The sequence below is a fragment of the Aureimonas sp. AU22 genome, from assembly GCF_001463745.1.
Lineage (GTDB): Bacteria > Pseudomonadota > Alphaproteobacteria > Rhizobiales > Rhizobiaceae > Aureimonas.
On record NZ_BBWJ01000053.1, the window covers coordinates 1 to 22,070 of the forward strand.

19 protein-coding genes and 1 pseudogene are annotated in these 22,070 nt (G+C 68.8%); 7 read left to right on the plus strand and 13 right to left on the minus strand.

Going from position 1 to position 22,070, the window contains the following annotated elements:
• Positions 1-157, plus strand: a pseudogene (locus tag AUL34_RS22960) (SAM-dependent methyltransferase); the annotation flags it as partial.
• Here the strand turns inward: AUL34_RS22960 and AUL34_RS19755 are convergent.
• On the minus strand, positions 148-630 hold the full coding sequence (locus AUL34_RS19755) for a DUF1003 domain-containing protein (RefSeq protein ID WP_061937812.1): 483 nt from the start codon (positions 628-630) through the stop codon (positions 148-150). The pseudogene AUL34_RS22960 and the gene AUL34_RS19755 sit on opposite strands and share 10 nt — an antisense overlap.
• A 633-nt stretch (positions 631-1,263) precedes the next feature.
• On the opposite strand from AUL34_RS19755, the gene AUL34_RS19760 reads away from it, so the two are divergent.
• Positions 1,264-2,232, plus strand: a complete 969-nt coding sequence (locus AUL34_RS19760) for an HD-GYP domain-containing protein (protein ID WP_061937815.1) — start codon at positions 1,264-1,266, stop codon at positions 2,230-2,232.
• Between the two features lie 43 nt (positions 2,233-2,275).
• Here AUL34_RS19760 and acs read toward each other — a convergent pair whose 3' ends face one another.
• The 3 genes from acs to AUL34_RS19775 form a co-directional block, all read right to left on the minus strand.
• The gene (acs, locus tag AUL34_RS19765) at positions 2,276-4,225 is read right to left on the minus strand and encodes an acetate--CoA ligase (RefSeq protein WP_061937818.1); all 1,950 of its coding nucleotides are present in this window, start codon (positions 4,223-4,225) and stop codon (positions 2,276-2,278) included.
• Between the two features lie 112 nt (positions 4,226-4,337).
• Positions 4,338-5,408: an AI-2E family transporter gene (locus tag AUL34_RS19770; protein WP_061937821.1), complete on the minus strand. Its 1,071-nt coding sequence runs from the start codon at positions 5,406-5,408 to the stop codon at positions 4,338-4,340.
• 337 nt (positions 5,409-5,745) lie between these two features.
• Positions 5,746-6,414, minus strand: a complete 669-nt coding sequence (locus tag AUL34_RS19775; RefSeq protein ID WP_061937825.1) for a YggS family pyridoxal phosphate-dependent enzyme — start codon at positions 6,412-6,414, stop codon at positions 5,746-5,748.
• Positions 6,415-6,805: 391 nt separating this feature from the next.
• Between AUL34_RS19775 and leuS the strand changes: the two genes are divergently transcribed.
• From leuS to AUL34_RS19800, 5 genes are all read left to right on the plus strand, one after another.
• Entirely contained in the window at positions 6,806-9,418 is a 2,613-nt protein-coding gene (gene leuS / locus AUL34_RS19780; RefSeq protein ID WP_061937828.1) for a leucine--tRNA ligase, read from the plus strand.
• Positions 9,405-9,965, plus strand: coding sequence for a hypothetical protein (locus tag AUL34_RS19785; RefSeq protein ID WP_061937832.1), 561 nt, complete (start codon positions 9,405-9,407; stop codon positions 9,963-9,965). The genes leuS and AUL34_RS19785 overlap by 14 nt, the downstream gene beginning before the upstream one ends.
• Positions 9,966-9,978: 13 nt before the next feature.
• The gene (gene holA / locus AUL34_RS19790; RefSeq protein ID WP_061937835.1) at positions 9,979-11,025 is read left to right on the plus strand and encodes a DNA polymerase III subunit delta; all 1,047 of its coding nucleotides are present in this window, start codon (positions 9,979-9,981) and stop codon (positions 11,023-11,025) included.
• Positions 11,026-11,183: 158 nt separating this feature from the next.
• A complete protein-coding gene (locus AUL34_RS19795) occupies positions 11,184-12,227 on the plus strand; it encodes an aldo/keto reductase (protein ID WP_061937838.1) in 1,044 nt (347 codons plus the stop codon).
• Positions 12,228-12,280: 53 nt separating this feature from the next.
• A complete protein-coding gene (locus tag AUL34_RS19800) occupies positions 12,281-12,694 on the plus strand; it encodes a lysozyme inhibitor LprI family protein (RefSeq protein ID WP_061937841.1) in 414 nt (137 codons plus the stop codon).
• A 6-nt stretch (positions 12,695-12,700) separates the two neighbouring features.
• Here the strand turns inward: AUL34_RS19800 and AUL34_RS19805 are convergent, their stop codons facing one another.
• The 9 genes from AUL34_RS19805 to hemJ all read right to left on the minus strand — a co-directional run bounded on the left by AUL34_RS19805 (position 12,701) and on the right by hemJ (position 21,826).
• On the minus strand, positions 12,701-13,675 hold the full coding sequence (locus tag AUL34_RS19805) for a ParB/RepB/Spo0J family partition protein (RefSeq protein WP_061937844.1): 975 nt from the start codon (positions 13,673-13,675) through the stop codon (positions 12,701-12,703).
• Positions 13,676-13,751: 76 nt separating this feature from the next.
• A complete protein-coding gene (locus tag AUL34_RS19810) occupies positions 13,752-14,537 on the minus strand; it encodes a ParA family protein (RefSeq protein ID WP_370539068.1) in 786 nt (261 codons plus the stop codon).
• A 93-nt stretch (positions 14,538-14,630) separates the two neighbouring features.
• Complete coding sequence (gene rsmG / locus AUL34_RS19815; protein ID WP_244492656.1) at positions 14,631-15,365, minus strand: 16S rRNA (guanine(527)-N(7))-methyltransferase RsmG; 735 nt, start codon at positions 15,363-15,365, stop codon at positions 14,631-14,633.
• Complete coding sequence (mnmG, locus tag AUL34_RS19820) at positions 15,349-17,232, minus strand: tRNA uridine-5-carboxymethylaminomethyl(34) synthesis enzyme MnmG (RefSeq protein ID WP_061937849.1); 1,884 nt, start codon at positions 17,230-17,232, stop codon at positions 15,349-15,351. Before mnmG ends, rsmG begins: the two co-directional genes overlap by 17 nt.
• Before the next feature lie 58 nt (positions 17,233-17,290).
• Entirely contained in the window at positions 17,291-18,601 is a 1,311-nt protein-coding gene (gene mnmE, locus AUL34_RS19825; RefSeq protein ID WP_061937852.1) for a tRNA uridine-5-carboxymethylaminomethyl(34) synthesis GTPase MnmE, read from the minus strand.
• A complete protein-coding gene (locus tag AUL34_RS19830) occupies positions 18,598-19,083 on the minus strand; it encodes a YbaK/EbsC family protein (RefSeq protein WP_061937944.1) in 486 nt (161 codons plus the stop codon). Before AUL34_RS19830 ends, mnmE begins: the two co-directional genes overlap by 4 nt.
• A 119-nt stretch (positions 19,084-19,202) precedes the next feature.
• A complete protein-coding gene (rho, locus tag AUL34_RS19835; RefSeq protein ID WP_061937855.1) occupies positions 19,203-20,468 on the minus strand; it encodes a transcription termination factor Rho in 1,266 nt (421 codons plus the stop codon).
• Positions 20,469-20,680: 212 nt separating this feature from the next.
• Positions 20,681-21,187, minus strand: coding sequence for a gluconokinase (locus AUL34_RS19840; protein ID WP_061937947.1), 507 nt, complete (start codon positions 21,185-21,187; stop codon positions 20,681-20,683).
• A 111-nt stretch (positions 21,188-21,298) separates the two neighbouring features.
• Positions 21,299-21,826, minus strand: a complete 528-nt coding sequence (gene hemJ, locus AUL34_RS19845) for a protoporphyrinogen oxidase HemJ (RefSeq protein WP_061937858.1) — start codon at positions 21,824-21,826, stop codon at positions 21,299-21,301.
• Positions 21,827-22,070: the final 244 nt, after the last annotated feature.

Consider the following 22,070-nt stretch of genomic DNA (forward strand, 5'->3'; position numbering starts at 1 on the left):
GGCGGGCGCGCCCGTCGCCCGCCTCTGGCTGCTTTATCTCGCCGGCTGTGCCCTCGCCTTCGAGCGCGGCACGGTGATGATCAACCAGACCCTCGTGTCCAAGCGCGACAAGGGCCCGTCCGGCCTGCCGCCGACGCGGGCCGACCTCTACGCCTGATAGCCCACCGCGCCCGGCACGCCGTCGGGCGCGGCACCCACCGCCGCCACGAGGACGCGCATGTCCTCGCGCAGGGCGGCGAGTTCGTCCGAGAGTGCCAGGATCTGCATCTCGGCGCGGGTGTTGGTCTCGTAGTCGAGCCGCGCCTCGAGGCGATCCTTCGCGGCCTGCCGGTTCTGGCTCATCATGATGATCGGCGCCTGCAGCGCCGCCAGCATGGAGAGCATCAGGTTGAGGAAGATGAAGGGGAAGGGATCGAAGGCATTGGCCGCCAGGATCCAGACGTTGAGAAGCACCCACGCGGCCAGGAAGACCGCGAAGCCGATGATGAAACTCCAGGAACCGCCGATCGATGCGACGCGGTCGGCCAGGCGCTCGCCGAAGGTCATGCCTTCGGTGAACACCTCGTGGGGATCCCGGGTGGTGGTGGTCCGGCGCAGACGGCCGGCGACGTAACGGATTGCCGCGTTCATGGGCTCACCTATGGGGACGACCGGCCGCTCGTGCGGTGGTCGCTCCGGTGAGCCGACGGGATCAGCTCCGGCGCGACCGCGCGAGCGGCCCGGTCGATCGACTGAGATCGTTGCTGGACATGATCCTTCTCGGGATCGGCTGATGATTGGGACTAGCCGGAGGCTCACGAGGGATATGCGCCTCGTGACCCCCGCGGTCAAGGCCACGTGATCGGCGGGGCCGCATCGGGTCTCGAAAGACTGCGCGGCCACTTGCCGGCGCCACGTCGCCGATGAAAAAAAGGCCGCCTTCCCTCCCGGGAAAGCGGCCTTCCGTGATCTTTGCCATGCCGGCCGGTCCGATGCGGACTCTAGCCAGAGGGCACGGGATCGTCAGATGCGAGAAGAAGGCTGCCCCTTCACCATCGTCAGAACCATAGACCCGGCCGACATAGGATAACCACTCGACATCGGATCACCTCCTTTCGCTTCGTTGAACACGAGGGAAAGTATGGGATGGGCGGTTGCGGCCCGCAAGGGGGTGGGGAGCGGCAATTCGTCAGGGACGCAACGGATCGCGCGGCAAACTCTCGCCCGCAACGCCCTTTTAAAGCCTTCGCCGGCATTCTACCGTCGGGGAAAGGGGGATGGCGGATGCTGCTGCGGATCGAGCGCCGTGAGGTCAGGATCGGCATGTATGTCGAGGAGGTCGAGGGCGCCTGGATCGATATTCCGCTTTGGTTCAGAAGCCGCAGGATCGACGACGCGGCGACGCTGGCGAAGATGCGCGACAGCCGCGTCGCTTCGCTGCTGATCGACCTCGACAAGGGCATCGGCCCCGTCGGCGACATGGGCTCGCCCCGCGGCCGGGCGACCCTCCCCGCACCCCACTCGGCGCTTCTTCACGCCGACGTCGCGAAGGCGCAGCAGACGTTGCGCCGGACGAATTCGGCGATGCGCGGCATCGTCGCGTCGATCCGCGGGGGCGGCTCCGTCGATCCGGCGCTGGCGCGCGCCGTGGTCGACGAGGTGGCCGTCGCCATGCGCCACCGGCCCCGCGCGCTCCTCGGCATCACCCGGCTGAAGTCCAAGGACGAATATACCTTTCTCCATTCGGTGGCGGTCTGCGCCCTGATGACGCATTTCGGGCGGTTCCTGCGCCTCGATCCCGATGTCGTCCAGCAGCTCGGCCTCGCCGGCCTCCTGCACGACATCGGAAAGGTGCTGCTGCCGACCGAGATCCTCGGCAAGGCGGGAACGCTCAGCGAGGAGGAGGCCCTGATCGTGCGGGCGCATCCGACGGAAGGCTTCCGGATGCTGCAGCGACAGGACGTGCCGGACTTGGTGCGCGACGTGTGCCTGCACCACCACGAGCGGATGGACGGCGGCGGATACCCGGATGGGCTGGCCGGCGACCAGCTCTCGCAGGCGGTGCGCATCGCCGCGATCTGCGACGTCTACGACGCCGTGACCTCGGTCCGCCCCTACAAGGAAGCTTGGTCGGCGAAGACCGCCTATAGCCGGATGTGGCGATGGGAGGGCCATTTCGACCCCGTCCTGCTCGGCCGGTTCTTCGTCAGCATCGGCGTCACAAACCGGACGACGCGCCCTCCCTCGGCTTGAGAGCGCGGACATCCCCGACAGGGGGATGCCCGCCCCCGGCCGATCAGCCCTTGCGGTTCTGCCGGTTCTCGATCAGCTCATCCACGACCCCGGGATCGGCGAGCGTCGAGGTGTCGCCGAGCGCGGAGAATTCGTCCTCGGCGATCTTGCGCAGGATCCGGCGCATGATCTTGCCCGAACGGGTCTTCGGCAGGCCCGGCGCCCACTGGATCTTGTCCGGCGAGGCGATCGGGCCGATCTCGCCCCGCACATGGGCGACGAGTTCCTTCCTCAGCTCGTCCGTCGGTGTCTCGCCCTCCATCAGCGTGACGTAGCAGTAGATGCCCTGCCCCTTCAGGTCGTGCGGGTAGCCGACCACCGCGGCTTCGGCGACCTTGGGATGCGAGACCAGCGCCGATTCCACCTCGGCCGTGCCCATGCGGTGCCCCGACACGTTGATCACGTCGTCGACGCGGCCGGTGATCCACCAGTAGCCGTCCGCATCGCGCCGCGCGCCGTCTCCGGTGAAGTACTTGCCGGGATAGGTCGAGAAATAGGTCTGCTCGAAGCGCGCGTGGTCGCCGTAGACCGTGCGCATCTGGCCGGGCCAGCTGTCGGCGATGCACAGGTTGCCGTCGGCCGCCCCCTCCAGCACCTTTCCTTCGGTGTCGACGAGTTCCGGCCGCACGCCGAAGAAGGGCTTGGTCGCCGAGCCGGGCTTCAGCGCCACCGCGCCCGGCAGCGGCGAGATCAGGATGCCGCCGGTCTCGGTCTGCCACCACGTGTCGACGATCGCGCAGCGCTCCTCGCCGACGACGGTGTAGTACCAGTTCCAGGCCTCCGGGTTGATCGGCTCGCCGACCGAGCCGAGGAGCCGGATCGATTGGCGCGAGGATTTCGTCACGAAACCGTCGCCCGCGCCCATCAGCGCGCGGATGGCGGTCGGCGCGGTGTAGAAGATGTTGACCTGGTGCTTGTCGACCACCTGCCACATGCGCCCGGCGTCGGGATAGTTCGGCACCCCCTCGAACATCAGCGTCGTCGCGCCGTTGGCGAGCGGCCCGTAGACGGTGTAGCTGTGGCCCGTCACCCAGCCGACGTCCGCCGTGCACCAGAACACCTCGCCGGGTCGGTAGTCGAAGACGTATTGATGCGTCATCGAGGCCCAGACGAGATAGCCGCCGGTGGTGTGGAGGACGCCCTTCGGCTTGCCGGTGCTCCCCGAGGTGTAGAGGATGAAGAGCGGGTCCTCTGCGCTCATCTCGGCGGGCGCGCACTCGGCCGACACCGTCTCGCGCGCTTCGTGCCACCAGTGGTCGCGGCCCTCTTCCATGGCGACATCGGCCCCGGTGCGGCGCACCACGAGCACCTTCTCCACCGTGTGGCCGGCCTTGGCCGATATGCCGAGCGCCTTGTCGGCATTGGCCTTCAAGGGCACGCGGCGTCCGGCGCGCAGGCCCTCGTCGGCCGTCACCAGGACCTTCGAGGACGAATCCTCCATCCGCCCGCCGAGCGCGTCGGGCGAGAAGCCGCCGAAGACCACGGAATGGATGGCGCCGATCCGGGCGCAGGCGAGCATCGCCACCGCGGCTTCCGGGATCATCGGCATGTAGATCGAGACGCGGTCGCCCCGCTCGACGCCGAGGTCCTTCAGGACATTAGCCATGCGGCAGACGTCTGCATGCAGCTCGCGATAGGAGATGCGACGCGAATCGGCGGGATCGTCGCCTTCCCAGATGATCGCGGTCTGGTCGCCCCGCGTCGCGAGATGCCGATCGAGGCAGTTGGCCGAGAGGTTGAGCGTGCCGTCCTCGAACCACTGGATCGAAACGGCGCCGGGCTCGAACGAGGTGTTCTTCACCTTCGTGAAGGGTCGGATCCAGTCGAGCCGCGCCCCGTGCTCGCGCCAGAAGCCCTCCGGGTCGGAGACGCTCGCGCCGTACCAGGCCTCGTAGGTGGCCTCGGTGATCTGCGTGCCGGCCTTCCAGGCATCCTTGACGGCGATCGTGGTCATGTCTGTCTCCTCCCTCGGCATTTCGCGCCGGCGCCGCTCCCCGCGGCGCGGAAGCGAAACTAGAACGGCTCGCGGGCGGAGAAAACCGTCGTGCGCCAGAAAACGGCGGGGTCTAGCCGGCCTTGTCCGGCTCCACCGGGCCGCCGAGCACGTCCTCGACATAGAGTTCCTGCACCAGGGTCATCAGCGCCGCCACCACCGGAACCGCCAGCACGAAGCCGAGGATGCCGAACAGGAGGCCGAAGATCACCTGCGCGGACATGGTGAGGGCGGGCGGCAGCGCCGTCGTGTAGCGCTGGGCGATGGGCTGGGCGATGTTGCTCTCGATGCCCTGGAGAACGATGTAGAGCCCGAGCGCATAGAGCGCCATGTCGACCCCCTGCGCCAACGCGGCCAGAACGATGATGACGCCGGCGACGAAAGCCCCGAGCGTCGGCACGAAGGCCAGAAGTCCCGCCTGCAGCGCCAGGAGGAAGGCGTTGTTGACGCCGATCGCCCACAGCCCGACCCAGGAGACCGAGAAGATCAGCGCCATCGAGACGGCGTCGCCCGCCACCCACATCAGGAGCGAGTGGGCGCTCTTGTCGAGCACCTCTCCGATCCGCGCCCGCTTCTCCTTGGGGAACAGCGACACGATGCCGTTGCGGTAGAGCCGGGGCTGCCAGGAGACGAAGATCGCCAGGAACAGGACGATGAAGAAGTTGCCGAGGCCCCCCAGCGCGCCGAACAGGGCGCGCCCGGCCGAGGACACGAAGCCGGACGGATCGGGCAGCAGCGACTGGAGATCGCCCGAGCCGATCTCCTTCTCGACCGGCAGGCCCATCTGGCTGAGCGAGGTCATGAGCTGGTCCGCCTGGTTGCGCACGCCGGCGAGGACGTCGTTGAACTGCTGCACCAGCGTCACCCCGCCCCAGGCGACGGGCGCGATGATCAGGGCGAAGGTCAGGAGATAGACGAGGCCGAGAGCCGCCATGCGGGGCAGGCCGAGGCGCTGGAGAAGCCGCGCCAGCCCGCAGAAGATCGCCGCGATCAGGAGGCCGGCGAAGATCAGGAAGAAGGCCGAGGACGCCCAGGCGAAGACCACCACGGTGAGGATCATGCCGAGCACGATCGCCGCCATCGTCACCGTCCGGTAGGCGAGGCGCGTGGGGACGGCGGCGGGATGGGGGGCGAGATCGCTCACGGCGTATCCATTCTCGAAAACGAAAGGGGTGCTTGCGGGCCCGGCACCCGGGCAGCCGCGCAACGGTCCGCCGAGCCTATGCGGCGGCATATATGGCGATCGGCACCATCGGGAACCGACGAAGTCCCCGCCTGTCTCTCCCCGCCGAAAGGTGCCGCGTCGCGCTGCCGCTCCCTGCCCTGCCGCTCCGTCTCGCCAACCGGAGGATTGCGCCCCAGGGGGGCGATCGCTGCCGGGCGAAGATGTCTCCGGCGACGCCGATGCCCCATCGCCGCTCGTCACCCGCCGCGATGCGCCCGACGGCTCAAGGCCTCGTCGCCCCTTCCGTGCCCGACCCTCACCCGCGCGAGCCGAAGATCGCCGAGCCGACGCGCACGCTCGTGGCGCCGAAGGGAATGGCGCGCTCGAAGTCGCCCGACATGCCCATGGAGAGCTTCTCCACCCCCGCCTCGCCCGCGATCTTGCCGAGAAGCGCGAAATAGGGGCCGGGATGCTCGCCCACCGGCGGAATGCACATCAGCCCCTCGATGGCGAGCCCATGCTCCTCGCGGCAGCGGGCGACGAACGCGGCCGCCTCGCGCAGCGGAATGCCGGCCTTCTGCGCCTCCTCGCCGATATCGACCTGGACATAGAGGCGCGGCCGGCGGTTCTGGCGCGCCATCTCTTTGGCGATCTCGCGGGCGATCTTGTCGCGGTCCACCGTCTCGATCACGTCGAACAGCGCCACCGCCTCGGCCGTCTTGTTGGACTGGAGCGGACCGATGAGATGGAGCTCGACGCCGGCGAACTCGGCCCGCAGCTCCGGCCATTTCCCCGCCGCCTCCTGCACCCGGTTCTCGCCGAAGATGCGCTGCCCGGCTTCGAGCACCGGGCGGATCTCGTGGGCGTCGAAGGTCTTCGACACGGCGACGAGCTCGACCGAGCCCGCAGGGCGGTCGGCATCACCTTCCGCGGCACGGATGCGAGCGCGGATATCCCGGAGGCGGTCGACGGCGGTGTCGCTCATGGCATTCCTTGAAGGCAAGACGGTTTGAAGCTATTTTGAGGAGTGGGTGCCGGAGCGCTAACTCCGACACCCGTCGCCTTAGGTGAGAAGTTGGACCCGGAGAACGACCGACCAGCCGCTCCGGGTCCTTTTCACCTCAAGCGTGACGCTCAGCGGAATCATCCACATCGCTTCACTCCTTCGGACGGCAAAGCCGATGCCTCGGCCGCGGTGGCTCATCCTCCGCGGCGGCGTGGGCTGGTCTCACGCGTCTGCTTCTGCCGTCCGATGGCCGTTTATGCGGCGGCGCGCCAAGCTTGTGAAGGCGGACATAAGTCAATATTGACTTGGGCAATCGGCGCTTCGCGCCCCCTCGCCCGCCCGCGTCCCGCTTACGAGAATCCCGTCCGCAATGGCCATCGAACGATACAATCCGCGCTCTTCCGAACCCCGCTGGCAGGAGGCTTGGGAACAGGCGAAGCTCTTCGAGACGGACACGGATGCCGGCGGCGAGGCCTACTACGTCCTCGAGATGTTCCCCTACCCGTCCGGGCGCATCCACATGGGCCACGTGCGCAACTACGCGATGGGCGACGTCGTCGCGCGCTACAAGCGGGCCATGGGCTTCAACGTGCTGCATCCGATGGGCTGGGACGCGTTCGGCATGCCGGCCGAGAACGCGGCGATGCAGAACAAGGTCCATCCGCGCGACTGGACCTATCAGAACATCGCGACGATGCGCGGCCAGCTGAAGTCGATGGGCCTGTCGCTCGACTGGTCGCGGGAATTCGCGACCTGCGACGTCGAATACTACGCGCAACAGCAGGCGCTCTTCCTCGACATGCTGGACAAGGGCCTCGCCTATCGCCGCAAGTCCAAGGTCAACTGGGACCCGGTCGACCAGACCGTGCTCGCCAACGAGCAGGTGATCGACGGGCGCGGCTGGCGCTCGGGCGCTGAAGTTCAGCAACGCGAGCTGACGCAGTGGTTCTTCCGCATCACCCAGTTCGCCGACGACCTCCTCCAGGCGCTCGATGCCCTGCCCGGCTGGCCGGAAAAGGTGCGCCTCATGCAGCGCAACTGGATCGGCAAGTCGGAAGGGCTGTCGCTGCGCTGGGCGCTCGCTGAGCCGGCGGGCGGGATCGGTGAGGTCGAGGTCTTCACGACGCGGCCCGACACCTTGTTCGGCGCCAGCTTCCTGGCCATCGCGGCCGACCATCCGCTGGCTCGTGCCGCTGCCGAAACGAATGCGGATCTCAACGGTTTCATCGACGAGCTGAAGCGTGGCGGCACCTCCGCGGCCGAGATCGAAACCGCCGAGAAGCGCGGCATGGATACGGGCCTTCGCGCCGTGCATCCGCTCGATCCCAACTGGACCGTTCCGGTCTATGTCGCGAACTTCGTGCTGATGGACTACGGCACGGGCGCCATCTTCGGCTGCCCCGCGCACGACCAGCGCGACCTCGATTTCGCGCGCAAGTACGCCCTGCCGGTGACGCCGGTCGTCCTGCCGGACGACATGGACGCCGCCGCGTTCTCCGTCGGCGATACGGCCCACGACGGCGAAGGCCGCCTCTTCAACTCGCGCTTCCTCGACGGCATGACGCCGGACGAGGGCTTCGAGGCGGTGGCCGCCCGTCTCACCGCCGAGAGCCTCGGCAATCGCCCGGTGGCCGAACGGCGGGTCAACTTCCGCCTGCGCGACTGGGGCGTGTCGCGTCAGCGCTACTGGGGCTGCCCGATCCCGGTGCTCCATTGCGAGGCCTGCGGCACGGTGCCGGAGGCTCGAGAGAACCTCCCCGTCCGCCTGCCCGACGACATCGACTTCGACAAGCCCGGCAACCCGCTCGACCGTCATCCGACCTGGCGCCACGCCACCTGCCCGCAATGCGGCGGGCCCGCGCTGCGCGAGACGGACACGATGGACACGTTCGTCGACAGTTCCTGGTACTTCGCGCGCTTCACCAGCCCGCACGCGCCGGAGCCGACCGTGCCCGCCATCGCCGACCGCTGGCTGCCGGTGGACCAGTATATCGGCGGCATCGAACACGCGATCCTGCATCTTCTCTACTCGCGCTTCTTCACGCGGGCGATGCGCGAGACCGGTCACCTCAACCTCGACGAGCCGTTCAAGGGCCTGTTCACGCAGGGCATGGTGGTGCACGAGACCTATCGCGACGGGCGCGAATGGGTGCCGCCCGCCGATGTCGCGATCGAGGAGACGGACGGCGTGCGCACGGCACGGCGCCTGTCCACCGGCGCGGACATCACCATCGGCGGCATCGAGAAGATGTCGAAGTCGAAGCGGAACGTCGTCGATCCCGACGACATCATCGGCTCGCTCGGCGCCGACACCGCGCGCTGGTTCATGCTCTCCGACTCGCCCCCCGAGCGCGACGTGATCTGGACCGAGGCCGGCGCCGAGGGCGCGCATCGCTTCGTGCAGCGCGTCTGGCGGCTCGTCGCGGAAACCGCCGAGACGCTCGACCGGCTGGGCACGGGGCTCGGCGAGACCAGCGACGCCGCCACGGCCGTCCGCCGCGCCGCCCATCGCACCGCGGCCGGCGTCGGCGACGACATCGAGCGCCTCGCCTTCAACAAGGCCGTCGCCCGGCTCTACGAGCTCGTCAACACGCTGTCCGCCGCCTTCAACGAGGCGGCGCTTGAGGGCGACGCGTCCTTGCGCGAGGCGGCGCGCGAGAGCCTGTCGATCCTCGTGCGGCTCGTCGCGCCGATGATGCCGCATCTGGCGGAGGAATGCTGGCGGGCGCTGGGGCAGACGGGTCTGTGCGCCAGCGCGCCCTGGCCGAAGGCCGACGCGGCGCTGCTCGTGAACGACGAGATCACGCTGCCGGTCCAGATCAACGGCAAGAAGCGCGGCGACATCACCGTCTCCGCGAAGGCCGAGAAGGCCGAGGTGGAAGCCGCCGTGCTGGCGCTGCCCTTCGTGGCGGAGGCTCTGAACGGCGCGGCGCCCAAGCGCCTCGTCGTGGTTCCGGGAAGGATCGTCAATGTCGTCGCCTAACCGCCTCCTCGTTCTCGCAGCCGCTCTCGCGCTGGCGGGCTGCACCGCCGGCCCGCTCTACGGCACGACTTCGGTCGATCCGGCGACGGGCGCGCGCTCCTCGGTGCTCACCGAGCTGCGCGGCCGCATCGCGCTGACCCCGGCCCAGACCCGAACGGCGCAGGTCTTCCGCAACGCGATGCTCTACAAGCTGAACGGCGCGACGCCGGTATCGGCCCCGCTCTACGAGCTGCGCTACACCGTTTCGGCCACCGACCAGATCGCCGCCGTCGAGGCCGGCACCGGCACGCCCAGCGCCGCGCTCTACCGCATGACGGTGGACTACGAGCTCATCCGCACCGCCGACCTGAAATCGCTCGCCAGGGGCCAGCGCTTCGCGACCGTGCCCTACGACCGCACCAGCCAGCTCTTCGCCGCCAGCCGCGCCGTCGTCGACGCACGCGACCAGGCGGGCGAGACGGTGGCCGAACGGGTGCTCGGCGCCGTCGCGCCGGTGATCCAGCGCGAAGCGTTCACGGACCCGGCCCCCGTCGTCTCCAAGAACTGACGGGGCCGGCAGCTTGGCGCAGAAGAAGGCGCACGAGGTCGACGCGTTCCTGTCGCGGCCCGACACGTCCTTTCCGGTGATCCTGCTCTACGGCCCCGATCCCGGTCTCGTGTCGGAGCGTGCCGAGACGATCGCCAGACTGTCGGGCGTCGCCGGCGACGACCCTTTCTCGAACGTCGTGCTGCAGGCCGACGATCTCGAGCGCGACATCGGGCGCCTCTTCGACGAGGCCCGCACCGTCTCGCTCTTCGGCGGCCGTCGGCTCCTGCGCATCAAGGGGGCCGGCAACGGGCGCAACCTCGCCGACGCCGTCGCCGATCTCGCCGCCGCGCCCCCACCGGACTGCATCGTGGTGATCGAGGCGGGCGACCTCAAGAAGAGCGCTCCCTTGCGCACTCAGGTCGAGCGCGGCCGCGCCGCTATGGCCTTGCCCTGCTACCAGGACGAGGACAAGGCGCTCGACCGGATGATCGACGAGGAACTGGCGCAAGGCCGCCTCACGATCGACCGCTCGACGCGCGAGGCGCTGCGTGCCCGGCTCGGCGCCGACCGGCTGGCCTCGCGCGGCGAGGTGCGAAAGCTCTGCCTCTATGCGCTCGGCAAGGGACAGATCACGGAAGACGACGTCGAGGCGATCGTCGGCGACGTGTCGGCCGAGACGGTCGACGAGGCGGTGGACGCGGCGGCGAGCGGCGAGGTGAGGCGTCTGCCCGAACTCATCGGCCGGCTGGTCTCGTCGGGCACCTCCACCTTCCAGCTCCACGGCGCGCTCCTGCGCTTCTTCCAGGGGCTGCAGGTCATGCGCGGCGAGGTCGAGGCCAAGGGCACGCCGATCTCCGCCGTGGTGGAGCGCCGTCGCCCGCATTTCCGCCGCCGTCCGGCGCTCGAGGCCGCGCTCGGGGCCTGGGACGGGGCAGGGGTGGCCGGCGTCCTGCGACGCCTCGAACACGACATCCTCCTGTCGCGGCGCGAGAGTGCGCTCGCGGTGACGGTGATGCGCCGCAGCCTCATCGAGATCGGCGTCGAGGCGGCGAGGCGGCGCGCCCGCGCCCGCCGCTGACGCCTTTCGCAGGCTTTCGACCCCCCGGTCGGCGGAATATGCTCAAACGACTTCAAAACAACGCAAATGCTGCGACCGCCGCGCCATCGGATATGCTTTAACGAGCGGGAGGGTCCGGCAGGAGGGTCGTCCCTCGTCGCGAACAGGGGGACACTTTCATGGAATACCGCACGCTCGGACGCTCTGGACTGAAGGTCTCGGCGCTCACCATGGGGACGATGACGTTCGGCGGCCAAGGCGTCTTCGGCAGCGTCGGCGCGACGGGCGCCGAAGAGGCGAGGGGCCTGATCCACCTCTGCCTCGACGCCGGCATCAACCTGATCGACACCGCCAACATGTATTCGAACGGCCTGTCGGAGGAGATCATCGGCGAGGTACTCGCTGGCGACCGCCCGAACGACGTCCTTCTTGCCTCCAAGGTGCGCATGCGCGTCGGCGAGGGGCCAAACGACGAGGGCCTGTCGCGCCATCACGTCATCCGCGAATGCGAGCGCTCGCTGAAGCGCCTGCGGACCGACGTCATCGACATCTACTACTGCCACGAATGGGACGGCACGACGCCGCTGGAAGAAACGATCGCAGCGCTCGACACGCTCGTCACCCAAGGCAAGATCCGCTACATCGGCTGCTCCAACTACGCGGCCTGGCAGGTGATGAAGGGGCTCGGGATTTCCGACCTCCACCACCACCCCCGCTTCATCACGCAGCAGATCCACTACACGCTAGAAGCGCGCGAGGCGGAGTACGAGCTTCTGCCGCTGTCGGTCGACCAGGGCCTCGGCGTCCTCGTCTGGAGCCCGCTCGCCGGCGGCCTCCTCTCGGGCAAGCACCGCCGCGGCCAAAGCGCGGAGGGCTCGCGCCTCACCGCCGGCTGGACCGAACCGCCGATCCGCGACGAGGATCGGCTCTGGCGCATCGTCGACGTCCTGGTCGCCATCGGCGAGGGGAGGGGGGTTTCGGCGGCGCAGGTCGCGCTCGCCTGGCTGCTCGGCCGCCCGGCCGTCGCCTCGCTGGTGATCGGCGGGCGCCGCGAGGACCAGTTCCGCGACAACATCGCCGCCGCGTCCCTCAAGCTCACGGACGAGGAAAGCCAGCGTCTCGACGAGGTCAGCCGCCCGCCGGTGCTCTATCCCTACTGGCACCAGTACAACACGGCGCGCGACCGCTTCGGTCCGGCCGACCGCGTGATCGACCACGGCTGACGCCGCCGGGCGCCGGCCGGTCCGGCGCCCGCTTGCCCCAGGAGACACAGTCCATGCGTTCTGCTTACGCCTTTGCCGCTCTCGCCGCACTCATCGCCCTCGGCGCGCCCGCTGCCGCGGAGGAGGTCGACTGCACCGACCCGCAGACCCAGACCCTTCTGAACCTCTGCGCGGCTGCGGATCACGACGCCGCCGACGAACGGCTCAACCCTCTCTATGCGAAAGTTCGCGAACGTCTTGCCGGTGACGAGCGGAAGCTCGGTCTCCTGCGTGATGCGCAGCGTGCCTGGATCGGTTATCGCGACGCCGAATGCGCCTTCCAGGCGTCGACCGTGGAGGGCGGAAGTGCCCAGCCGATGGTCGCATCGCAGTGCCTCGCCGATCAGACGACGCGGCGCGCCGCCGATCTTGACGCCTATCTCGCCTGCGAGGAAGGCGATCTCGCCTGTCCTCTTCCGCCGCAATAAGCCGGCTTACAGGTTGCGAATTCGCGGCCCCGTCTCCGCCGCTGCATTCCCGCCCGCCTGCAGCAGGCGGCAGACGGCATCGAGCTGGTCGAGATCGCGGAAGGTCAGTTGCAGCGTTCCGCCCTGCCCGGCCATGTCGATCGCGACCGGCATGCCCAGCGTGCTCGTCAGAAGATCCGCCAGCGCCCGGGCGTCCGACGCTTCCGGAGCGGCCGGGGCGAAGGGCGTGCGGCGGCGCGGCGCGGTCTTCGGGGCGGCGGGGGCTTGCGGGCCGCGCGCGAGGCTTTCCGCCTCACGCACGCTGAGGCCCTCGTCCACGATGCGGCGGGCAAACGTCTCGGGATCGTCCTGCGCGACTGCCGTGCGCGCGGCGCCCGCCGACAGTTCGCCCCGCTGCACCATTTCCTTGACGCTGTCGGGAAGCTTCAGGAGGCGCAGGGTGTTGGCGACGTGGCTGCGGCTTTTCCCGACGACGTCGGCAAGGTCGGCCTGCGTGTAGCCGTGCTCGGCGATCAGCATCTCGTAGCCCATCGCCTCTTCGATCGGATCGAGGTCGGCGCGCTGGACGTTCTCGATGATCGCGATCTCAAGCGATTGCCGGTCGGAGATGTCGCGCAGGACGACTGGCACGTCCTTGAGCTCGGCCGCCTTGGCCGCACGCCAGCGCCGTTCGCCGGCCACGATCTCGAAACCGGATACGCCTTCGACCTTGCGCACCAGGATCGGCTGGACGACGCCGTGCTGGCGCACGGAGGCGGTCAGCTCGTTCAGATCCGTCTCGTCGAAATGACGGCGCGGGTTCTTCGGGTTCGGCCGAAGTTCGGCCGCGGCGACGCGGCGCTCGCCGACCTGCACCTCGCGCGCCATGGCGGGGCCGGGAAAGGGCGTGCCGGCCCGCGAGGGCAGGGACGCGGACGCCGATCCGCCGATGAGGGACGCGAGTCCGCGACCCAACCTCTGGCGTCCCTTGTCCTCGTTCATGCCGGTCTCCTGAATATGGTGGGCATCGCGGCCCTTTGCGGCGGTTGCCCGCCCTTCGTGTTCGGTGGTGCCGCGGTCAGGCCGCAGCCAGATCGCGTTCGCGCTGGATGACCTCGGACGCCAGACGGATGTAGGCCTGACTGCCCGGACACTTCATGTCGTAGAGGATCGCCGGCTTGCCGAAGCTCGGCGCTTCCGACACGCGCACGTTGCGCGGAATGATGGTCTCGTAGACATGGTCGCCCATGTAGGAGCGGACGTCGCGCACCACCTGGCTCGCCAGGTTGTTGCGCCCGTCGAACATGGTGAGGACGATACCGTGCAGCGACAGTGCCGGGTTGAGGGTGTCGCGCACCTGCTCGACGGTCTCGAGAAGCTGGCTGAGGCCCTCGAGCGCGAAGAACTCGCATTGCAGCGGCACCAGGATCGCATCGGCGGCCGCCATGGCGTTGACGGTCAGAAGGTTCAGCGAGGGCGGGCAATCCACGAGGACGAAGTCGAAGCGCGCCGTTTCCTCAACGTGGAAATGCAGGGCGTCGCGTAGCCGGTAGGCGCGGCTGGCGGCGCCCGAGATCTCCATCTCCACTCCGAGGAGATCCATGGTCGAGGGAACCACCCAGAGATTGGGAACCGCGGTTTCCATCGCGGCCTCGGTGACCGAGGCGCTTTCCACGAGGACGTCGTAGGACGAGACGGCCCGGTCCTCGCGATCGATGCCGAGGCCCGTCGAGGCGTTGCCCTGGGGATCGAGGTCGATCAGCAGCGTGCGCTTGCCGATCGCCGCCAGCGCCGTCGCAAGGTTGATCGCCGTCGTGGTCTTGCCGACGCCGCCCTTTTGGTTCGCAACCGTAATGACGCGCATGCGCGGGACGGAAAGCGTGTCCATGTCTCAACTCCACCCGGATTTTTGTCAGGGCCGGGCCCATGTCGTCGGTTGCCGTCCACGCCTTCGGCGTCAGGTGCGGCGCTCCAGCGAGCGGATCTCCAGGAGCACCGAGCCGTCTTCAACCGGCGAGGGATGCTTTACCATGTCGAATTGCCAATGGGCAGCGGCCCCTGCAATTTCGCTCTCATGCGCGCGGCCCTTCAGGAACCAGTAGGTCGTATCCGGACCGGCATGGGGCGCAACCAGAGCGAAGAGATCGTCGAGCGATGCGAGCGCCCGCGCGCTGATCGCCTCGACGCTGGCGAGAACTTCGCCGCAGTCCTCGATTCGGCTGGCGTGGATCGTGGCGGGAAGCGCGAGTTCGCGGGCGACCGTTCGCAGGAACGCCGCCTTCTTGGCATTGCTCTCGACGAGATGCACCGCCGCCCCGTCCCGCTCCGCCAGGAGAATCGCGAGGATCAGCCCCGGCAGACCGGCACCGGAGCCAAGATCGGCCCAACGTGCCGCGCTTTTCGCCTTCGCGCCGAGAACCAGCCCGTCTTCCACATGCCGGGTCCATAGCTCGGGAATGGTCGAGGGCGAGACAAGGTTGATGCTCTTCTGCCATGTGCGCAGTAGCGCCACATAAGCGTCGAGCCGCTCCACTGTTTCACGTGAAACAGCGTGACGCGACAGCACCAGCGCCCGCTCCTCCTGCAGCTTCGCCTCCGTCGCCGCCTTGCCCATCTTCGGCTTCGGAGCCGGTGGCTTCACAAGGGAAGGCTTGGCCGGCGGCGCGCCGCGGCGATCACGCGGCGCGGGCAAGATCTTGCTTTCGAAGCGCGACGAGAAGGAGGGCGAGGGCGGTCGGGGTCATGCCGTCGATGCGTTCGGCCTCGGCAAGGCTCGCCGGCCGTCGCTCCACGAGCTTCTGCCGCAGTTCGTTGGACAGGCCCTTGATCCCCGCGAAGTCGAAGCCCGCCGGGAAATGCCGCGCCTCGTCGCGTTTCAGCTGAGCCTGATCGCGGCGCTGGCGCTCCAAATAGACGTCGTAGCCCGCCTCGATCTCGATCCGCTCGCGAACCGATCCCGGCATGGCGCAGAGTTCCGGCCAGACGGCGACGAGGTCGCGGAAGCCGATGTCGGCATGCGACAGGAGAAGCCAGGCCGAGCGGGTGCGCCCGTCCTGGTTGACGGGGAGGCCCTTGCGTGCCGCCTCGCTGCTCGTGAGGCTCAAGGCTTCGAGCTGCGCGCGGGCTCGATCCAACGCCGCCTCGCTGGCGGCGAAGGCTTCAACGCGCTCCGGCTCGGCAAGGCCCCATTCGATCGCCAGCAGCGTCAGGCGCCGGTCGGCATTGTCGGCGCGCAGGGACAGGCGGAACTCGGCACGGCTGGTGAACATGCGGTAGGGCTCGGTAACCCCAGTGCGCGTGAGGTCGTCCACCATGACGCCGAGATAGGCATCGGAGCGATCGATCACCACGGGTTCGCTCCCGCCCGCCCGGCGCGCCGCGTTGAGGCCGGCGAGCAGACCTTGCGCGGCCGCCTCCTCGTAGCCCGTCGTGCCGTTGATCTGTCCGGCGAGAAACAGGCCGGCCGCCGCCCGCACTTCCAGCGAACGCGTCAACTCGCGGGGATCGACATGGTCGTACTCGATCGCATAGCCGGGCTTCAGGATCGACACGCGTTCGAGGCCCGGCAGCGAGCGGAGGAACGCCTCCTGGACGTCGGCGGGAAGCGAGGTGGACAGCCCGTTCGGATAGACCGTCGGATCGTCCAGCCCTTCCGGCTCCAGGAAGACCTGGTGCCCGTCGCGATCGCCGAACTTGACGATCTTGTCCTCGATCGACGGGCAGTAGCGCGGCCCGACCCCCTCGATCTCGCCGGAGTAGAGTGCCGAGCGATGAAGGTTGTCGCGGATGATGCGATGGGTCTCGGGCGTGGTGCGCGTGATGCCGCAGTCGATCTGCGGATTGTCGATGCGGGTCGTGAGGTACGAGAAGGCGTAGGGCTCGGCGTCCGGTCCCTGGCGGTCGAGCCCGGCCCAGTCGATCGTCGTGCCGTCGAGACGCGCGGGCGTGCCGGTCTTCAGGCGGCCGAGCCGAAGCCCCAGCCTGCGGAGCGTCCCGGACAGGCCGAGCGAGGGCTTCTCGTCGACGCGGCCCGCCGGAATCTTGGTCGTGCCGATGTGGATGAGACCGTTGAGGAAGGTACCGGTCGTGAGAACCGCGGCGCCGCAGCGGATGCGGCGGCCATCCTCCAGCACCACGGCGCGGACCCGGTTGCCCCCGTCGAGTTCCAGGTCGAAGGCGTCGCCCTCGATCACGGCGAGGCCGCCCTGTGCGCGCACCGCCGCCTGCACCGCCGCCTTGTAGAGCTTGCGGTCGGCCTGGGTGCGCGGTCCCCGCACGGCCGGGCCCTTGCGCCGATTGAGGAGGCGAAACTGGATTCCGCCCTGGTCTGCGGCCCGGCCCATGACCCCGCCGAGCGCGTCGATCTCGCGCACGAGATGGCCCTTGCCGATGCCCCCGATCGCTGGGTTGCAGCTCATCGCGCCGACCGTGGCGAAGGCATGGGTGAGAAGGATCGTCGCAGCGCCCGCGCGCGCTGCCGCGCAGGCCGCTTCCACGCCCGCATGGCCGCCGCCGATCACCACGACGTCGGCGGAAGATTGCGCTGGAGACTGTGTCATGGGACAAGGGTTAAGCCGCACGCGGGCATGCCTGTCAACGCGTCGCGCGCGACACGCTTCACTTGCCGATGCAGAACTCGCCGAAGATGACGCCGAGAAGGTCCTCGACGCCGGTGCGTCCCGTGAGCGCACCGAGGCGATCGGCGGCAAGGCGCAGCGTTTCCGCTGCGACCTCGGGCGGCTGGGATACGGGGTCGTAGCCGTCGAGAAAGGCAAGCGTCCCTGTGATGATCTCGCGATGACGCAGGCGCGCCGGAACCACGAGCGCCGGATCGCCCGCTGCCCCGCTTGCGGCCGCGAGGATCCGATCGACGAGGGCCGCAAGACCTTCGCCGGTCCTCGTCGACACGGCGAGATCAAACTTTGCCGGCAAACCTTCTGGGCCGAGATCGGCCTTCGTGCGCAGGCGCAGGACGGGCGCCGCAGCCTCCACCGCATCCGGCTCGTCGCCCGGCGCGACGAGATGCAGCACGAGATCGGCCTCGGTGAGGGCCTTGCGCGCCCGTTCGATGCCGATCGCCTCCACCACGTCGTCCAAGGCGCGAAGGCCCGCGGTGTCGGAAAGGCGCACGGGAATGCCGCCGAGGTCGAGTCGGGTCTCGACGACATCACGCGTCGTGCCGGGGATCGGCGAGACGATCGCGACCTCGCGTTCGGCCAGCGCGTTGAGGAGGCTGGACTTGCCGGCGTTCGGCGCCCCGGCGATCACGACGTGAAACCCGTCGCGCCAGATCTCGCCGCGCCGCGCGGCCGACAGGCTCGCCCGCATCTCCGCGGCGAGCGCGGCGACCTCGCCGGAGACGCTCGCGGCCACGTCGTCGTCGACGTCGCCCTCGTCGGAGAAGTCGAACGCGGCTTCGATCAGGGCGCGGGCGCGAAGCAGGCGACGCATCCAGCCGTCGGCGACGACCCGCAGGCCGCCCTCGGCCTGCGCGAGCGCCTGGGCCCGCTGGCCCTCCGTCTCGGCAGCCAGGAGATCGGCGAGCCCCTCGGCCTCGGTGAGATCGATCCGGCCGTTCTCGAAGGCGCGGCGGGTGAATTCGCCCGGCCCCGCCAGCCGGATCGCAGGAAGCGTCGTGAGGGCCTGGAGCATGGCGGCCGCAACCGCCCTGCCGCCGTGGATGTGGAACTCGGCGAGATCCTCGCCGGAGACGGAATGGGGCGCCGGAAAGAACAGGAGGAGCCCGCGGTCGATCGCCTGGCCATCGGCGGTCCGGAAGGTGCGCAGGCTGGCTCGGCGCGCCTCGGGTACGCCACCGGCGAGGGTCTCCATAGCCAGCCGCGCCGCCGGTCCGCTGACGCGCAGCACCGCGATGCCGGCGGGGAGGGCGCCCGAGGAGAGCGCCGCGATCGTCTCGTCGGTGCTCACCGGACCGCGATCACCTCGGCATCGCAGGCGATGCGCAAGGCGTCCGGCACCGTCTCGAAGACGTGGAAGGGCGTGCCCGCCGCCGCCCAGACGAAGGGGAACTGGAGGAGGTCGCGGTCCATGAAGGTGCGCAGCGGCGCCGGGGCGCCGAGCGGCGCGACGCCGCCGATCGCAAAGCCCGTGGCGTCCCGCACGAAGTCTGCATCCGCCCGCCCCAGGGCCTCGCCGATCACGGCTCCCGCCGCTGTCTCGTCCACCCGGTTGGCGCCCGATACGAGGAGAAGGTAGGCGGTCCCGGTTTCCCGGCCTCTGAAGACGAGGCTTTTCACGATCTGTCCGACCGCGACCGACACCGCCGCCGCCGCTTCTTCCGCCGTGCGGGCGATTGTCCGGGTCTCCACCACGCGGATCGGAAGGCTCTTGGCGAGCGCCGCGATCTCGACGCGGCGCACGGCATCGGGTCGGGAAGGACGGTCGGACATGAAGGGCTCCATCGACGGGACTGGCCCCAGCCTCTAGCGCATCGGCGCCGCGCCGCCCACGAAAAAGGCCGCCGTGTCGCCACGGCGGCCCTTGGAATACGCGTCGGGAGCGATCGCCCTTACGTGTTCATCGAGTCGAAGAAGTCGGCATTCGACTTCGTCTGCTTGAGCTTGTCGTTGAGGAACTCGATCGCGTCCGTCGTGCCCATGGGGGCGAGGATGCGGCGCAGGACGAAGATCTTCTGCAGGTCCTGGCGCGGCACGAGAAGGTCCTCCTTGCGCGTGCCGGACTTGAGGATGTCCATGGCCGGGAAGATGCGCTTGTCGGCGACCTTGCGGTCGAGCACGAGCTCGGAATTGCCGGTGCCCTTGAACTCCTCGAAGATCACCTCGTCCATGCGCGAACCGGTGTCGATGAGGGCCGTCGCGATGATGGTGAGCGAGCCGCCTTCCTCGATGTTGCGCGCCGCGCCGAAGAAGCGCTTGGGCCGCTGCAGGGCGTTGGCGTCGACGCCGCCGGTGAGCACCTTGCCCGAGGACGGGACCACCGTGTTGTAGGCGCGCCCGAGGCGGGTGATGGAGTCGAGGAGGATCACGACGTCGCGGCCGTGCTCGACCAGGCGCTTGGCCTTCTCGATCACCATCTCGGCCACCTGCACGTGGCGCGTCGCCGGCTCGTCGAAGGTAGAGGAGACGACCTCGCCCTTCACCGAGCGCTGCATGTCGGTGACTTCCTCCGGCCGCTCGTCGATCAAGAGGACGATGAGGTAGCACTCGGGATGGTTGGCGGTGATCGAGTGGGCGATGTTCTGGAGGAGCACCGTCTTGCCGGTGCGGGGCGGCGCGACGATCAGCGCGCGCTGGCCCTTGCCGAGCGGGGCGACCAGGTCGATCACGCGGGCCGACAGGTCCTTCTTGGTCGCGTCGGTGAATTCCATCTTGAACCGCTCGTTCGGGTAGAGCGGCGTCAGGTTGTCGAAGTGGCTCTTGTGCTTGATCCGCTCCGGGTCGTCGAAGTTGATCGTGTTGACCTTCATCAGCGCGAAGTAGCGCTCGCCGTCCTTCGGACCGCGGATCGTGCCCTCCACCGTGTCGCCGGTCTTCAGGGAGAAGCGGCGCAGCTGGGAGGGCGAGATGTAGATGTCGTCGGGGCCGGGCAGATAGTTGGCCTCGGGGCTTCGCAGGAAGCCGAAGCCGTCCTGCAGCACCTCGACCACGCCCTCGCCGATAATCTCGATGTCCTGCGCGGCCAGGCGCTTCAGGATGGCGAAGAGGAGTTCCTGCTTGCGCAGGACGGAGGCGTTCTCGACCTCGTTCTCCTCCGCGAAGGCGACGAGCTCGGCGGCGTTCTTGTTCTTTAGGTCCTGGAGTTTGATCTCGGACATGGGAAAGGCTCCAACCCCATCCGGACTTTGGCAGTCACGCGGCACGGGGGCGTAAAACAGACGGGGAAAACGGTCAGGCCGGAACGATGATGGTGGATGTTCGGCTGAAGGGGCGGGACGGCAGGCATGGCCGCGTCGCGCCGGAGGCGGGATACGCGATCAGTCTATAGTGGGCCGGAAGCACTTTCGCAAGCGGGGGAGGCCACGCGGCGTCAGCTGCCGCCGCGGATCGTGCCCGCCGCTAGGCCGAGCTGGCGCAGGGCGTCGTCCTGGACGGCTTCCGGCGCCTCTTCGACCGAGACGCGCACCCCGTCCTCGTCGGCACCCAGGGGCTCGAAATCGGCAAATTGCGAGGCGAGGAGGGAGGGCGGCATGTAATGCCCCTTCCGCTTCTCCATCCGCTGCCGGATCACCGCCTCGTCGGCCGTCAGCTCCACGAAGCGCACCCGCGCATCCGCCCCGCGCAGTACGTCGCGATAGCGCCGCTTCAGCGCCGAGCAGGTGATCACCGTGGACTCTCCCGCCTCCGCCTTCGACGAGATCCAGTCGCGGATCGCGGCAAGCCAGGGCGCTCGGTCCTCGTCGCCCAGGGGAATGCCGGCCGACATCTTGTCGATGTTGCGCTTGGGGTGAAACTCGTCGGCTTCCGCGAACGTCCAGCCCAGGCGCGCGGCCAGTCCCTTGGCCGTGGTCGTCTTGCCGGTGCCCGACGGACCCATGACGACGAGGCAGACGGGACGGGCTGGCGATGCGGCTTGCGACAAGAACTCGGCTCCGGCGAGAAACGATCCGCGTAAGATCGCCCCGCCGGCGCCAAAGGCAAGCCGCGGTCAGAAGGGCTTCACGACCACCAGGATCACGATCACCACGAGAAGCAGCGCCGGCACCTCGTTCACCACGCGCCAGTGCCGGCTCGTCTTGGTGATCTCGTCGCGCTCCAGCCGCTTGCGCGACGCCGAAAGATACCCGTGCACGCCCGACAGGAGCACCACGAACAGGAGCTTGGCATGCAGCCAGCCGCCCCGGAACGCGAAGACCTCGATCGCCAGCCACAGGCCCGCCACCCAGGTCACGATCATCGCGGGGTTGATGATGCCGCGCATCAGGCGCCGCTCCATCACCTTGAAGGTCTCGGCCTCGCGCGAGCCCACCCCCGCCTCGGTGTGGTAGACGAACAGCCGCGGCAGGTAGAGCATCCCCGCCATCCAGGAGATCACCGCCAGGATGTGCAGGCTCTTCACCCAGAGCTGAGCCTCCAACGGCACGAGACCGAACAAGACCACCGCCAGCACCGCGCCGCCGGCCAGCGAATAGAGCAGCGAACGGTCCTTCTGGGCAGGCTTCGGCTGAACGGTCATGGCATCCTCCGGACGATCGCCCCCCTGCCTAGTCGAGAACCGCTCCAAACGGAAGCGGCGGGGGTGAAGACCGGGGCGCTGCCCCAGACCCCGCCAGGAGACATGATGTCCCCTGGACCCCTCGCTTGTTGCGTTGTGTCCGAAGTTCAGGGGGCCGCTGGCCCTCCTGAACTTCGGAAAGGTCTCAAAACGAAGCAGGGGTTCGGGGACGTCAGGCCCCGAGCGGGGATCGGGGCGGCAGCCC

What these genes read in the sequence shown, in the direction of transcription:
- AUL34_RS19755 (WP_061937812.1), bottom strand. Translation starts at nt 630, where the DNA reads ATGAACGCGGCAATCCGTTACGTCGCCGGCCGTCTGCGCCGGACCACC.
- AUL34_RS19760 (WP_061937815.1), top strand. Translation starts at nt 1,264, where the DNA reads ATGCTGCTGCGGATCGAGCGCCGTGAGGTCAGGATCGGCATGTATGTC.
- acs (WP_061937818.1), bottom strand. Translation starts at nt 4,225, where the DNA reads ATGACCACGATCGCCGTCAAGGATGCCTGGAAGGCCGGCACGCAGATC.
- AUL34_RS19775 (WP_061937825.1), bottom strand. Translation starts at nt 6,414, where the DNA reads ATGAGCGACACCGCCGTCGACCGCCTCCGGGATATCCGCGCTCGCATC.
- leuS (WP_061937828.1), top strand. Translation starts at nt 6,806, where the DNA reads ATGGCCATCGAACGATACAATCCGCGCTCTTCCGAACCCCGCTGGCAG.
- AUL34_RS19785 (WP_061937832.1), top strand. Translation starts at nt 9,405, where the DNA reads ATGTCGTCGCCTAACCGCCTCCTCGTTCTCGCAGCCGCTCTCGCGCTG.
- AUL34_RS19795 (WP_061937838.1), top strand. Translation starts at nt 11,184, where the DNA reads ATGGAATACCGCACGCTCGGACGCTCTGGACTGAAGGTCTCGGCGCTC.
- AUL34_RS19800 (WP_061937841.1), top strand. Translation starts at nt 12,281, where the DNA reads ATGCGTTCTGCTTACGCCTTTGCCGCTCTCGCCGCACTCATCGCCCTC.
- AUL34_RS19805 (WP_061937844.1), bottom strand. Translation starts at nt 13,675, where the DNA reads ATGAACGAGGACAAGGGACGCCAGAGGTTGGGTCGCGGACTCGCGTCC.
- AUL34_RS19810 (WP_370539068.1), bottom strand. Translation starts at nt 14,537, where the DNA reads ATGCGCGTCATTACGGTTGCGAACCAAAAGGGCGGCGTCGGCAAGACC.
- mnmG (WP_061937849.1), bottom strand. Translation starts at nt 17,232, where the DNA reads ATGACACAGTCTCCAGCGCAATCTTCCGCCGACGTCGTGGTGATCGGC.
- AUL34_RS19830 (WP_061937944.1), bottom strand. Translation starts at nt 19,083, where the DNA reads ATGTCCGACCGTCCTTCCCGACCCGATGCCGTGCGCCGCGTCGAGATC.
- rho (WP_061937855.1), bottom strand. Translation starts at nt 20,468, where the DNA reads ATGTCCGAGATCAAACTCCAGGACCTAAAGAACAAGAACGCCGCCGAG.
- AUL34_RS19840 (WP_061937947.1), bottom strand. Translation starts at nt 21,187, where the DNA reads ATGGGTCCGTCGGGCACCGGCAAGACGACCACGGCCAAGGGACTGGCC.
- hemJ (WP_061937858.1), bottom strand. Translation starts at nt 21,826, where the DNA reads ATGACCGTTCAGCCGAAGCCTGCCCAGAAGGACCGTTCGCTGCTCTAT.